The following is a 14,055-nucleotide window of genomic DNA, read 5'->3' as shown; positions in this document are numbered from 1 at the left end:
AATGAAAACGCTGCTGATCATTGACTCCGGTCTCGGACAGGCTCGCGCCTATATGGCGAAGACCTTGCTGGGAGCGGCGGCGAACAAAGCACATCTCGAGATGACGGATAACCCGGGCGACGCCGAAATGGTGATTGTTCTGGGTGATAAAATTCCCGCTGACAGTGCGCTGAATGGCAAAAAAGTGTGGCTGGGCGATATCAATCGCGCGGTGGCACACCCGGAACTGTTCCTGAGCGAAGCGAAAGGTCATGCGTCTGTTTACAGCGCACCGGTCGCGGCGCCGGTTGCCGCGTCCGGACCAAAACGTATTGTGGCGATCACGGCCTGCCCGACGGGCGTGGCTCATACCTTTATGGCGGCTGAAGCCATTGAAACCGAAGCGAAAAAACGCGGCTGGTGGGTAAAAGTTGAAACACGTGGATCCGTTGGTGCGGGCAACGCAATCACCCCTGAAGAGGTGGCTGAAGCCGATCTGGTGATGGTTGCGGCTGACATCGAAGTGGACCTGGCGAAATTTGCCGGTAAGCCGATGTACCGTACGTCAACGGGCCTGGCGCTGAAAAAGACCGCTCAGGAGTTTGATAAAGCGCTGGTGGAAGCGAAGCCGTATCAGGCAACGGGGTCCACGCAAACTGCGACGGAAGGTAAGAAAGAGTCAGCTGGCGCCTATCGCCATCTGCTGACCGGTGTGTCTTATATGCTGCCGATGGTGGTGGCGGGCGGTCTGTGTATTGCCCTCTCGTTCGCGTTTGGTATTACCGCGTTTAAAGAAGAAGGCACGCTGGCTGCTGCCCTGATGCAGATTGGTGGTGGTTCCGCGTTTGCCCTGATGGTGCCGGTGCTGGCAGGCTTTATCGCCTTCTCCATCGCTGACCGTCCGGGCCTGACGCCGGGTCTTATCGGCGGTATGCTGGCGGTGAGCACCGGTTCTGGCTTTATCGGCGGTATCATTGCCGGTTTCCTGGCGGGTTACGTTGCGAAGCTTATCAGCTCGAAGCTGAAACTGCCGCAGAGTATGGAAGCGCTGAAACCGATCCTGATCATCCCGTTGATTTCCAGCCTGGTGGTGGGTCTGGCGATGATTTACCTCATCGGTAAACCTGTAGCGGGTATCCTGGCGGGTCTGACCCACTGGCTGCAAACCATGGGTACCGCGAATGCGGTACTGCTGGGAGCTATTCTCGGTGGCATGATGTGTACCGACATGGGTGGCCCGGTGAACAAAGCAGCATACGCATTCGGTGTTGGCCTGCTGAGTACCCAGACCTACGCGCCAATGGCAGCGATTATGGCGGCCGGTATGGTGCCACCATTGGCTCTTGGCCTGGCAACCATCATTGCACGTCGTAAGTTCGACAAAGCGCAGCAGGAAGGGGGGAAAGCCGCCCTGGTACTTGGCCTGTGCTTTATCACCGAAGGGGCAATTCCGTTCGCGGCGCGTGACCCAATGCGCGTGCTGCCATGCTGTATCGTGGGGGGCGCGGTAACCGGTGCTATCTCCATGGCGGTTGGCGCGAAACTGATGGCACCACACGGCGGTCTGTTCGTGCTGCTGATCCCAGGTGCAATCACGCCAGTGCTGGGTTATCTGCTGGCGATTGTGGCCGGTACGCTGGTGGCAGGTCTCTCTTACGCGGTGCTGAAACGTCCGGAAGCGGAAGGGGTCGCGAAAGCGGCGTAAGCGGTAAAACAATAAAAAAGCCGGGTGCTTATGCGACCCGGCTTTTTTTATGCCGCCTGTTCAGCGGTTTGCTGTGCCTTCAGCCAGGCAATCTCTTCTGCCCAGATGTCCGGATTAATGGTTTCCAGCACCATCGGGATACCGTCGAAACGGGCATCCTGCATAATAAAGCGGAACGCATCGTGGCCGATATTGCCTTCACCGAGGCTGTGATGGCGGTCCACGCGGCTGCCAAACGCGCTTTTCGCATCGTTCAAGTGCATTCCGCGCAGATACTTGAAGCCCACAATGCGTTCAAACTCATCGAAGGTCTTTTTCGTCTCATCTGGCGTACGCAGATCGTAACCCGCGGCAAAGGCATGGCAGGTATCAATACATACGCCCACGCGGGATTTATCCTCCACGCCGTCAATAATGGCCGCCAGATGTTCGAACTTAAAGCCGAGGTTACTGCCCTGGCCGGCGGTGTTCTCGATGACCGCCGTCACGCCCTGGGTTTTATCCAGCGTGATGTTAATGGATTCGGCAATGCGCGCCAGACAGGCATCTTCGTCAATCTGCATCAGATGACTTCCCGGATGGAAGTTCAACAGCGTCAGTCCAAGCTGCTCGCAGCGCTGCACTTCATCAAGAAAAGCCTCGCGGGATTTCTCCAGCGCCTCCTGCACGGGATGGCCGAGGTTAATGAGATAGCTGTCGTGGGGAAGGATTTGACCCGGCCCGTAGTGGTATTTCTCACAGGCGGCTTTGAAATCATCAATCACTTCAGAGGTGAGCGGGGCGGCGCGCCACTGGCGCTGGTTCTTGGTGAACAGGGCGAAAGCGGTCGCCTCAATTTCGGCGGCGCGAATGGCGGCATTCGCAAGGCCACCTGCAGCGCTGACGTGCGCTCCAACATATTTCATAAAGGGACTCCTGTTAACCCGAAATACGTATGATAACGGGTTAACAGGAGAAGGATGAAGTGGTTTATGCCATCAGGCTATGTACCGCGAGGTTAATCGCACCGCCGCCAACGATCAGCCAGATGAAGAGTACCAGCGCCATCAGCAGCGGTTTTGCACCTGCTTTTTTCAGCGCGCTCACGTGTGTCGTGACCCCGAGCGCCGCCATCGCCATCGCCAGCAGGACGGTATCCAGCGTGACCAGCATATCCACCACGGCTTTCGGCAGCAGGTGGAAGGAGTTAAATACCGCCACCACGATGAAAAGAATCGCAAACCATGGAATGGTGATTTTACTCTTCTGGCTGCTGCCTGCCGGCGCGAGTTGTTTTACGCGAGCGGCCAGGATAATCAGGAACGGAGCCAGCATCATCACGCGCAGCATTTTGGCAATGACCGCGGCATTTTCCGCATCCGGATTAATGGCGTGACCCGCCGCCACCACCTGAGCCACTTCATGCATGGTTGAACCAATATAAATGCCGTAGGTCTCGGGGCTAAACCAGTGCGCAACCAGCGGGTACATGGCCGGGTAGAGGAAAATCGCCAGCGTACCGAAAATAACCACGGTCGCGACGGCAACCGTCACTTTGCTGGATTCTGCCTTAACGACAGGCTCGGTTGCCAGTACCGCGGCAGCCCCGCAGATGCTGCTGCCGGCACCAATCAGCCAGCTGGTTTGTTTATCCAGCCCAAACACTTTCTGGCCAATAAAGCAGGCCAGTAAAAAGGTGCTGGTCAGGGTCAGGACGTCAATAGCGATCCCGCTGACGCCGACATCCGCAATCTGTGAAAAGGTCAGGCGGAAGCCGTAAAGGATAATCCCGAGGCGCAGCAGATGCTGTTTGGCGAAAATAACCCCGCCATCACAGGACTTCCAGATATGGGGGTAAACGGTATTTCCCACCACCATGCCGAGCAATATTGCCAGCGTTAAGGCACTAAAACCTGCCCCGGCGACGGCCGGAATGCTGCCGCCCCATAACGCTACGCCAGTTACCACCGCGCTGAGCGCAAGACCCGGCACGAAGTGCCACAATGTACGTTGATGCTGTAAGGTGTGTTCTGACATAACCTTCTCCTTTATCTGGCTAAAAGGTTACGGCGTTGTGGCTTAAAAATAAAATTGATTATATACTTATAATCAATCTATATAAGTGGTAAGTGACCATGCACATTACGTTGCGTCAGCTGGAAGTTTTTGCCGAAGTGCTGAAAAGCGGGTCGACGACGCAGGCCTCGCAAATGCTGGCGTTGTCCCAGTCCGCGGTAAGCGCGGCCCTGACCGATCTGGAAGGGCAACTGGGGGTTCAGCTTTTCGACAGAGTGGGGAAACGGCTGGTCGTCAATGAACATGGCCGCCTGCTGTACCCGCGCGCGCTGGCATTGCTGGAGCAGGCGACTGAAATCGAACAATTGTTCCGCGAAGAGAACGGGGCCATCCGCGTTTACGCCAGCAGTACGATCGGCAATTACATTCTGCCGGAAGTGATTGCCCGCTATCGCCGGGATTTCCCGACCCTGCCGCTGGAGATGAGCGTTGGCAATAGCCAGGATGTCATCAATGCGGTGATCGATTTCCGCGTGGACATCGGTTTGATTGAAGGGCCGTGTCACAACGTCGATATCATTGCTGAACCCTGGCTGGAAGATGAGCTGGTGGTGTTCGCCTCGCCAGCCTCTTCTTTATTACAGGGTGAAGTGACGCTGGAACGGCTGGCTCAGGCGCAGTGGATCCTCCGGGAACAGGGCTCCGGTACCCGTGAAATTGTCGATTACCTGCTGCTCTCTCACCTGCCGCATTTCCGGCTGAGTATGGAGCTGGGCAACTCGGAAGCCATCAAACACGCGGTCCGTCATGGGCTGGGCATCAGCTGTCTCTCCCGGCGGGTGATTGCTGAACAGCTTGAGGCCGGCACGCTGGTCGAAATACCGCTCCCGTTGCCTAAACTGGTGCGCACGTTGTGGTGCATTCATCATCGTCAGAAACACCTTTCCAGCTCGCTGCAGCGTTTTCTGCGCTATTGCGACATGTAAACCCGCAATGCGGATCCTCTCCGTTGGGAGAGGGGAGATGCAGATGCGTGCTTTACTTATAATCCTGGCCGAGTCATGAAGCTCTCTTATAACTGAGCATTTCTGCCGGAAGGAACGCGTATCGTCTGCTACAATCGCGCCTCATTTGTTGAAGGGACAGCATTTTCACATGGTTTCAGAAATTAAAACCACAGAAGCGCCCGCGCTACGTCGCGAACTTAAGGCGCGTCACCTGACGATGATCGCTATCGGCGGTTCAATCGGTACAGGTCTTTTTGTTGCCTCTGGCGCAACAATTTCGGCAGCCGGCCCGGGTGGGGCACTTTTCTCTTATATCCTGATTGGCCTGATGGTGTACTTCCTGATGACCAGTCTGGGCGAACTGGCGGCTTACATGCCGGTATCCGGTTCGTTTTCGACCTACGGTCAAAAATACGTTGAAGAAGGCTTCGGCTTCGCGCTGGGCTGGAACTACTGGTACAACTGGGCCGTTACTATCGCCGTTGACCTGGTCGCCGCACAGCTGGTGATGAACTGGTGGTTCCCGGACACGCCAGGCTGGATCTGGAGTGCGCTGTTCCTGGCGGTGATCTTCCTGCTCAACTACATCTCCGTGCGTGGTTTTGGCGAAGCGGAATACTGGTTCTCTTTGATCAAAGTGGCAACCGTCATCATCTTTATCGTCGTCGGTGTGGCGATGATCGTTGGTATTTTCAAAGGCGCTCAACCTGCAGGATGGAGTAACTGGAGCATTGGCGATGCGCCATTTGCGGGTGGATTCTCGGCCATGATTGGCGTGGCGATGATTGTCGGCTTCTCCTTCCAGGGAACCGAGCTGATCGGGATTGCTGCCGGTGAATCCGAGAACCCGGAGAAGAACATTCCACGCGCGGTGCGTCAGGTATTCTGGCGTATCCTGCTGTTCTATGTGTTTGCGATTTTGATTATCAGCCTGATCATTCCTTACACCGATCCAAGCCTGCTGCGCAATGATGTGAAAGACATCAGCGTTAGCCCGTTCACGCTGGTCTTCCAGCATGCCGGTCTGCTCTCCGCCGCGGCGGTGATGAACGCCGTTATCCTGACCGCCGTGCTCTCAGCGGGTAACTCCGGCATGTACGCGTCTACCCGTATGCTCTATACCCTGGCATGCGACGGCAAAGCGCCACGCATCTTTTCTAAGCTGTCCCGTGGCGGCGTACCGCGTAACGCCCTGTATGCCACAACGGTGATTGCCGGTCTGTGCTTCCTGACCTCCATGTTTGGCAACCAGACGGTGTACCTGTGGCTGCTCAATACGTCCGGTATGACGGGCTTTATCGCCTGGCTCGGGATTGCTATCAGCCACTATCGCTTCCGTCGCGGTTACGTTATGCAAGGTCATGACATCAATGACCTGCCGTATCGCTCAGGGTTCTTCCCGCTGGGGCCTATTTTCGCCTTCATTCTGTGCCTGATTATTACGCTGGGACAGAACTATGAAGCGTTCCTTGCGGACCGTATCGACTGGGGTGGTGTAACGGCGACCTACATCGGTATTCCGCTGTTCCTGATAATCTGGTTTGGTTACAAACTGACGAAGGGGACGCGCTTTGTTCGCTACAGTGAAATGGAATTCCCGGGACGCGTAAAACAATAACCGCACTTCCTCTCTTTTAGCCCGCTCGGTTGAGCGGGCTTTTTTATTGGCGATCAGAAGCTGTAGGTCATGCCGACAGTGTAACGGCGGCCATCAAGTACGGTATCGTAAGTCTCGTAATCAATCTGTTTATCCAGCACGTTATACACGCCTGCGGTTACCAGCAGGTTCTTATTGGCGTTATAGCGCAGACCCACATCAACCTGCGTGTAAGACGGGCTGCCCTGTGACATTGAGGTTCGGCTGAGATACTCAGAAGATTTGCCGCGGAAGTTCAGGCGGCTCCAGAAGCCCACATCCTGCGTAGCCTGCCAGTCCACCGTGGTGTTGAACATATGCTTAGGCATTTTATTCAGCGGCTTACCGGAGAACTGACCACTCTTCTGCTCGGATTCGGTATAGGTGTAGTTAGCCGTCCAGTTAACATCACGGGTGATTTTCCAGCCGAAAGTGGATTCCACACCGCGCATGTTGGCTTTGTCGACGTTGACCCGGTCGCTGACAAAATCGTAGGCATGACCGCCAATCGTACAGGCAGGGTCGGCACTGCTGTTACAGCGACGTACTTCAGTGATTTTGTTTTTGAAGTCGGTATTGAACAGCGTAACGCCGGCGTTAAGACTGTCATTGTTATCCCAGAGCAGGGCGATCTCTTCGCTCAGGCTCTTCTCCGGCTTGAGGTCCGGGTTACCCACGATCATGCCATCCAGCCGACCGCCGCCCGTTGCCTGACCCCAGTTGGCGGAGGACTGACGCAGATCCGGTGCACGGTAGCCGGCAGAAACGCCCCCTTTTAACGTCCACTGTTCTGCAAGGTGCCACACCCCATAACCGCGAGGCGTCCAGTTGGTGCCATAGTTCTGGTCTTTATCCATACGCAGACCACCGGTCGCCGTGAAGCTATCGGTCATCGCCCACTCATCTTCAGCAAACAGCGCCCAGCTCCAGCGCGTCAGTTTGTTGAGCCCGTCCGCCGCCTCAAGCTGGTTACCGTTGTCACGCAGCTTCTCATAGCGATATTGACCGCCGAGGGTCAGGGTATGGTCGCCGAGGAAGATCTGGTTCTGGTTGTTGAAAGTGGTGTTATACGAACGCATTTTGCGAACCGGGTTATTGGTCTCTTCCTGCTGGATGTAGCTGGTAGTGTTGAAGTCGCTGTAGTAACCGCTGTGGGTAAGGGAATAGGTCGTATGTTCGTAGCGGGTTTCGCTTTTGCTGTTTGGCGTGCAGGTTGCCCCGCGGCAGGTTTCAGTCGCTTTCGACTTGCCCGGCGTGCTGTTTCGGTCCTGAAGTTCGCGGGCAAAATCGAGGTCAAAATCGTTCTGCTCGTCCGGGGTAAAGTTCAGCGTGATCCCGCCGTTACGCATTTTCTGCTCATTGAAACCGTTCAGGATCTGATCTTCCGCGCGACGTGAGAGCAGGCCTGTCACTTTTGCACCGAGCAGTCCGTCAATTAACGGGCCGGAAGCGTAGGCGTTGGTCTGGAAGATATCCCCGGAATCATGGTTCTCCTGGAACGTGGCATCGCCGTGTAACGATCCGGTCCAGGCTTTGGTATTCGAGACTTTTTTGGTAATGATGTTGATTACGCCGCCCATTGCATCTGAGCCATAGAGCGATGACATGGGCCCGCGGATCACTTCGATGCGCTCGATAGACTCCAGCGGCGGTAGCCAGCCTTGCTCAATGCCCGAGTTATCGCTGTTCGGGCGCGTGCTGCGCGTGCTGACGCGCTTGCCATTGACCAGGAACAAGGTGTACTGGGACGCCATGCCGCGAATGCTGATATCGCTGCTGCTTCCGCCGCCCGTGACGACGACGCCCGGGACATCTTTTAGCGCATCGGTCACATCGCGGTAAGCCTTGTCTTCAATCTGCTGCTTTGAAATGACGGAGATAGAGGCCGGGGCATTCTGGATTTTTTGCTCAAAACCCGTGGCGGTCACCACCACGGTATCCGGGTCGGCTGCGTGAGCAAGTGGGGAGAGCATGGCGGCGCTGATGGCAACAGCCAGTAACGTAACGCGTGGTATTGTCATTTGAACATTCCATATCAAAAAGAAAAACACTCCATCGGGTAACCCTGAGAACTGTATGTATTTGTCTTGTAAGAACTCTTTGTGATGGAGAAGAGCCTGGAATTGTACAAAAGAATGTGAAATTGTAAACACAAATGATAATCGAAATCATTTGTGTTTTGATGTTGGTTGGTGAAACTGGCTTTTATTCAAAGGGATAGGGTTTTGAGGCCCGGCAGACGGAGCGCCACCGGGCAAGAAGGGAGGAACTTACTTAAACAGATGCGCCGCATGGAAGCGGAGATGATCTTCAATAAATGACGCCATAAAGTAATAGCTGTGGTCATACCCTGGCTGGATACGCAGCGTCAGCGGCCAGTCCTTCTGGCGTGCCGCTTCGGCCAGAACCGCAGGTTGTAGCTGACCGGCGAGGAACTGATCCGCATCGCCCTGATCGATCAGCGTCGGGATGGCGTCCCCCGTGTTGCTGGCCAGCATCAGCGCACAGCTGTCCCACGCCTGCCATTTATCTGTGTCACTGCCCAAATAATGGGTGAAGGCTTTCTGACCCCATGGCACCTGAGTGGGGTTCACAATCGGGGCGAATGCCGACACGCTGGTGTATTTTCCCGGATTTTTCAGCGCCATTATCAACGCGCCGTGTCCACCCATGGAGTGTCCGCTAATGGCGCAGCGGTCGCTTACCTCAAATTCGGCCTGAACCAGCGCAGGCAGTTCGTCACGAATGTAATCATACATGCGGTAATGACGTGCCCAGGGCTGCTCTGTCGCGTTCAGGTAGAATCCGGCGCCTTTGCCCAGATCGTACCCGGCATCATCGGCGACATCATCGCCACGCGGGCTGGTGTCAGGCATGACCAGCGCAATCCCCAGTTCAGCCGCAATACGCTGCGCGCCCGCTTTGGTGGTGAAGTTTTCGTCGGTACAGGTTAAACCGGACAGCCAGAACAGCACGGGTGGCTTTACGCCCGTTTCAGTTGGCGGCAAAAAAATGCTGAACGTCATGGCACAGTTCAGTACGCTGGAGTCGTGCCGCCAGCGCTGCTGTCGACCTTCAAAACAACGATGCTCTTCGAGCAGTTCCATGCAGGGCTCCTTAATACGAATTGCTATTTACTCGGCCCATAATACAGAGTTTTCATTTACCTGTGAGCAACTTTCACTTTCGCAGGACGGTAAGATGCGGCATCATAAATTAACTTTTTTTTAACAATTGGAGCGGTCATGGCGCTGCGTATCGCGCTCAGTGGGTTTGTGGTTCTGGTGGTAGCGATGGGGATAGGGCGCTTTGCTTTTACCCCTCAGGTGCCGCTAATGATTGCCGCCGGGCAACTCACGCTCACCAGCGCGGGCCTGGTGGCGGCGATGAACTATCTGGGCTATCTGGTGGGAGCATGGGATGCAATGCGTGCGCACCGCTTCGTTGAAACACGCCTCTGGTTGGGTATTTTTGGTGCAGTTGCGCTGACGCTGCTTTCCGCTGCGGCCGATAACGCTGTGGTACATGGCCTGCTGCGCTTTGTGATTGGCTGCATGAGTGGCTGGTCGATGGTGCTGATTGCCGCCTGGACCAACGAGCGGCTGGGACAACTGGGGAAACCGGGTCTCAGCGCCGCGGTATTTGCCGGGCCAGGTGCAGGTATTGCGCTCAGCGGGCTGCTCGCCGTCTATATCCAGGCTAAGGCGCTCTCCGCCGGTGCAGCATGGCAAATCTACGGCGTGCTGGCACTGGTGCTTATCGCGCTGGTGGCCCGGTATCTGCCGCGTGCGGGTCAACTTCACCGGCCGGGCAGCGCACCGGAACCGCTCGTCCTGACGAAGAATTTAAAGCGCCTGGTCTGGAGCTACAGCCTGGCTGGCTTTGGCTATATCCTTCCGGCGACCTTTTTATCGCAAATGGCGGCCGTGCGTTTTCCCGGCAGTCTGTTTGCCCAGTTTGTCTGGCCGATATTTGGTATTGCCGCCGTGGCGGGCATTGCGCTCAGCATCGTTTTACGCCACACCTCAACCTCAAACCGCAGGCTGGCTATCGTATTGTGGTTGCAGGGGGCCGGCGTATTGGCAGCCTGGCTGCTGCCGGGGATTGGCGGGTTACTGACCGGCGGCTTGCTCGTTGGGGGCGGGTTCTTGTGTGCCGTTCAGCTCTCTTTACTTTATGGGCGCGAACTGGCACCAGATCACACGCGCTACATGGCGGGACTGCTTACTACCGGTTATGCCATCGGTCAGTTGATTGGCCCGGTAACGTCGGCGTTGTCGACGTGGCTCACGCACCGACTGGAGCCTGCGCTGGGGCTGGCGGGCGTCGCGCTGTTCATCGGCGGCGCACTGGTCTGGGATCGTCAGGCCGAAAGGCAACAGCAATTGCAATAATTATCGTCGTGAATACTGGATTATGTGCGCCGCCTCACGCACAATGAGCGCACACTTTTGCCACAACGAGGGCAAAAGACGCCACACCTGCAGGAGAAAAGAATGCCATCACTCAGTAAAGAAGCAGCCCTGGTTCACGAAGCTCTGGTTGCGCGTGGTCTTGAAACGCCACTGCGTCCACCCGTTCAGGAACTGGACAATGAAACCCGTAAGCATCTGATTGCTGGGCATATGACCGAGATCATGCAACTGCTGAATCTCGATCTGAGCGACGACAGTCTGATGGAGACGCCGCACCGTATCGCAAAAATGTACGTTGACGAAATTTTCTCCGGCCTGGATTACGCCAATTTCCCGAAAATCACCGTCATTGAAAACAAGATGAAGGTGGATGAGATGGTAACGGTACGTGATATCACGTTAACCAGTACCTGCGAACACCACTTCGTGACCATCGACGGTAAAGCGACCGTGGCTTATATTCCTAAAGATACGGTGATTGGTCTGTCGAAGATCAACCGCATCGTGCAGTTCTTTGCTCAGCGTCCACAGGTGCAGGAGCGTCTGACGCAGCAGATCCTGACCGCGCTGCAAACGCTGCTGGGCACCAATAACGTGGCAGTATCTATCGACGCCGTTCACTACTGTGTGAAAGCGCGCGGCGTGCGTGATGCCACCAGTGCGACCACCACGACGTCGCTGGGCGGTCTGTTTAAATCCAGCCAGAACACCCGCCAGGAGTTTCTGCGCGCCGTGCGTCACCACAACTAATCTGACAGGGCAGGCTACATGGAGCGAAACGTCACGCTCGATTTTGTTCGAGGCGTCGCCATTCTCGGTATCCTGCTGCTTAACATCAGCGCCTTCGGCTTGCCGAAGGCGGCGTATCTCAATCCTGCGTGGTATGGCGACATCACCCGCAGCGATGCCTGGACGTGGGCCATCCTCGATCTCTTTGCCCAGGTCAAATTCCTCACCCTGTTTGCCCTGCTGTTTGGCGCAGGCCTGCAGCTACTGCTCAGGCGGGGCACGCGCTGGATCCAGTCGCGTCTGACGTTGCTGGTGATCCTCGGCTTTATTCACGGGCTATTCTTCTGGGATGGCGACATTCTTCTCGCCTATGGCTTAGTCGGGCTGATTTGCTGGCGGCTCATTCGCGAAGCGCACAGCGTAAAAAGCCTGTTTAACACGGGCGTGATGCTTTACGTCATGGGCCTTGGCGTGCTGTTACTGCTGGGGATAATCTCCGGTGATGCGGCAAACCGTTCATGGATCCCCGATGCCGCCAACCTTCAGTACGAGCAGTACTGGAAGCTGAAAGGAGGCACGGAAGCGATAAGCAACCGTGCGGATATGCTTGGCGATAACCTGCTGGCGCTGGGGGCGCAGTATGGCTGGCAGCTGGCAGGGATGATGCTGATGGGGGCATCACTGATGCGCACCGGCTGGCTGAAAGGGGAATTTTCCCTTCGCCACTATCGCCTGACGGGAGCCGGGTTAATTCTTCTCGGCGTGCTGATTAATTTGCCGGCAGTGATCATGCAGTGGCATCTGCACTGGAACTACCGCTGGTGTGCGTTTCTGCTTCAGGTCCCGCGCGAGCTGAGCGCGCCCTTCCAGACGATTGGCTATGCGGCACTCATTTACGGCTTCTGGCCACAAATGTGTCGCGCATGGATTGTCAGTGCCATTGCCTGCGTAGGCCGTATGGCCCTCAGCAATTACATTCTGCAGACGCTGATATGCACCACGCTTTTCTATCGGTTTGGCCTGTTTATGAAATTCGACCGGCTTTCGCTGCTGGCGTTTGTTATCCCGGTCTGGATGGTTAACCTGGCGTTTTCTGTTCTCTGGCTACGTTATTTCCGCCAGGGGCCGCTGGAGTGGGTGTGGCGTCAGTTAACCGCACATGCTTCAGGGGTATCATTGAGAAATACATCCAGATAACGATCTGGATCACAATCATTAACAAAACGGATGTAAACGTTTTCATCTGTGTGAGCTTCTTCACGTAGTCCCCTTTCTCTCGCTGCCAAAATAGCCACCTTGCTAAACACAGGGGGTGTCTGTGAGTTGCTGCAATCCTTTGAAGGATGGTGAATATGATCACCATTCGTGACGTCGCCCGTCAGGCGGGTGTTTCCGTGGCTACCGTCTCACGCGTGCTGAACAACAGCGCGCTGGTCAGCCCTGACACCCGCGAAACCGTAATGAAAGCCGTGACCCAGCTGGGTTATCGCCCTAATGCCAATGCGCAGGCGCTTGCCACGCAGGTCAGCGATACCATTGGCGTGGTGGTGATGGATGTCTCTGATGCCTTTTTCGGTGCGCTGGTTAAAGCGGTAGACGTTGTCGCTCAGCAGCATCAGAAATACGTGCTGATTGGCAACAGCTATCACGAGGCTGAAAAAGAGCGTCATGCGATTGAAGTGCTGATCCGCCAGCGTTGTAACGCACTGATTGTGCACTCAAAAGCCTTAAGCGATGACGAGATTTCCGGGTTTATGGAGCAAATCCCGGGCATGGTGCTGATCAACCGTATTGTGCCAGGGTATGCCCACCGCTGCGTCGGGCTGGATAACGTCAGCGGGGCGATGATGGCCACCAAAATGCTCATCAACAACGGGCATCAGCGGATCGGTTTTTTGGCCTCCAGCCATCATATTGAAGATGATGAGCTGCGGCGCGAAGGCTGGCAAAACGCCCTTAAAGAACAGGGTATTACGCCGTCTGAAAGCTGGGTCGGAACCGGAACGCCGGATATGCAGGGCGGGGAGGCGGCGATGGTGGAGTTGCTGGGCCGTAATCTGCAGCTGTCTGCCGTGTTTGCCTATAACGATAACATGGCGGCCGGGGCGCTGACTGCGCTGAAGGATAACGGCATTGCGGTGCCACAGCATTTATCGTTGATTGGTTTTGATGATATTCCCATTGCCCGTTACACCGACCCGCAGCTGACCACCGTGCGTTACCCCATTGCCTCTATGGCCAAACTGGCCACTGAGCTGGCGTTACAGGGGGCGGCAGGGCTGCTGGATCCGGGCGCAACACACTGTTTCATGCCGACTTTAGTGCGTCGACATTCTGTCGCTGCCCGGCAAATTGTGGTTCCGATCACTAACTGATTACATCAGCGGATGTAACCGTTTTCAATCTGTGAGTAAATTCACAGTATCTTAACAAGGCGCTGACTATGATGTCAGCGTTTTAGGGGCTGAAACGCTATGTAACAGTGATTAATCACTTTCACCATAGCCAATGTGCCGCAAACAACGAATAAAACGCATTTCTGGAGCGTTACCGAACACGGAAGATAGAAATTTTATAAGTGAACTTCGG

At 55.6% G+C, this 14,055-nt stretch carries 11 protein-coding genes; 7 read left to right on the top strand and 4 right to left on the bottom strand.

Annotated features, from left to right (window positions below):
• The first annotated feature begins 1 nt into the window (after window position 1).
• Complete coding sequence (gene fruA, locus JTA15_RS10485) at window positions 2-1,684, top strand: PTS fructose transporter subunit IIBC (RefSeq protein WP_025203638.1); 1,683 nt, start codon at window positions 2-4, stop codon at window positions 1,682-1,684.
• 47 nt (window positions 1,685-1,731) lie between these two features.
• Here fruA and nfo read toward each other — a convergent pair whose 3' ends face one another.
• On the bottom strand, window positions 1,732-2,589 hold the full coding sequence (gene nfo, locus JTA15_RS10480) for a deoxyribonuclease IV (protein WP_219373203.1): 858 nt from the start codon (window positions 2,587-2,589) through the stop codon (window positions 1,732-1,734).
• A gap of 64 nt (window positions 2,590-2,653) precedes the next feature.
• The gene (locus JTA15_RS10475; protein WP_032678578.1) at window positions 2,654-3,700 is read right to left on the bottom strand and encodes a YeiH family protein; all 1,047 of its coding nucleotides are present in this window, start codon (window positions 3,698-3,700) and stop codon (window positions 2,654-2,656) included.
• 98 nt (window positions 3,701-3,798) lie between these two features.
• Between JTA15_RS10475 and yieE the strand changes: the two genes are divergently transcribed.
• Both yieE and JTA15_RS10465 read left to right on the top strand, forming a co-directional pair.
• Window positions 3,799-4,665 carry a DNA-binding transcriptional regulator YeiE gene (gene yieE / locus JTA15_RS10470; protein WP_014170915.1) on the top strand — a complete coding sequence of 289 codons (867 nt, stop codon included), beginning with the start codon at window positions 3,799-3,801 and terminating at the stop codon, window positions 4,663-4,665.
• A 169-nt stretch (window positions 4,666-4,834) separates the two neighbouring features.
• Entirely contained in the window at window positions 4,835-6,304 is a 1,470-nt protein-coding gene (locus tag JTA15_RS10465; RefSeq protein ID WP_020883191.1) for an amino acid permease, read from the top strand.
• Window positions 6,305-6,357: 53 nt separating this feature from the next.
• On the opposite strand, the gene JTA15_RS10460 is transcribed toward JTA15_RS10465, so the two are convergent.
• Together JTA15_RS10460 and fghA are read right to left on the bottom strand one after the other, a co-directional pair.
• Window positions 6,358-8,343, bottom strand: coding sequence for a ligand-gated channel protein (locus JTA15_RS10460; RefSeq protein ID WP_049023023.1), 1,986 nt, complete (start codon window positions 8,341-8,343; stop codon window positions 6,358-6,360).
• A 249-nt stretch (window positions 8,344-8,592) separates the two neighbouring features.
• Window positions 8,593-9,429, bottom strand: coding sequence for an S-formylglutathione hydrolase (gene fghA, locus JTA15_RS10455; RefSeq protein ID WP_014170912.1), 837 nt, complete (start codon window positions 9,427-9,429; stop codon window positions 8,593-8,595).
• 138 nt (window positions 9,430-9,567) lie between these two features.
• Between fghA and JTA15_RS10450 the strand changes: the two genes are divergently transcribed.
• The 4 genes from JTA15_RS10450 (at window position 9,568) to galS (ending at window position 13,841) form a co-directional block, all read left to right on the top strand.
• The gene (locus JTA15_RS10450; RefSeq protein ID WP_032678574.1) at window positions 9,568-10,716 is read left to right on the top strand and encodes a YbfB/YjiJ family MFS transporter; all 1,149 of its coding nucleotides are present in this window, start codon (window positions 9,568-9,570) and stop codon (window positions 10,714-10,716) included.
• 102 nt (window positions 10,717-10,818) lie between these two features.
• Window positions 10,819-11,487, top strand: coding sequence for a GTP cyclohydrolase I FolE (folE, locus tag JTA15_RS10445; RefSeq protein WP_020883194.1), 669 nt, complete (start codon window positions 10,819-10,821; stop codon window positions 11,485-11,487).
• A gap of 18 nt (window positions 11,488-11,505) precedes the next feature.
• Window positions 11,506-12,663: a DUF418 domain-containing protein YeiB gene (yeiB, locus tag JTA15_RS10440; protein ID WP_219373202.1), complete on the top strand. Its 1,158-nt coding sequence runs from the start codon at window positions 11,506-11,508 to the stop codon at window positions 12,661-12,663.
• A 155-nt stretch (window positions 12,664-12,818) separates the two neighbouring features.
• Window positions 12,819-13,841 (top strand): HTH-type transcriptional regulator GalS, encoded by a 1,023-nt coding sequence (galS, locus tag JTA15_RS10435; protein ID WP_020883196.1) that lies wholly within the window; start codon window positions 12,819-12,821, stop codon window positions 13,839-13,841.
• Window positions 13,842-14,055: the final 214 nt, after the last annotated feature.

The organism is Enterobacter sp. BIDMC 29, from assembly GCF_019378755.1.
Classification (GTDB): Bacteria; Pseudomonadota; Gammaproteobacteria; order Enterobacterales; family Enterobacteriaceae; genus Enterobacter; species Enterobacter ludwigii.
This window is presented reverse-complemented; position numbering and strand designations above follow the sequence as displayed.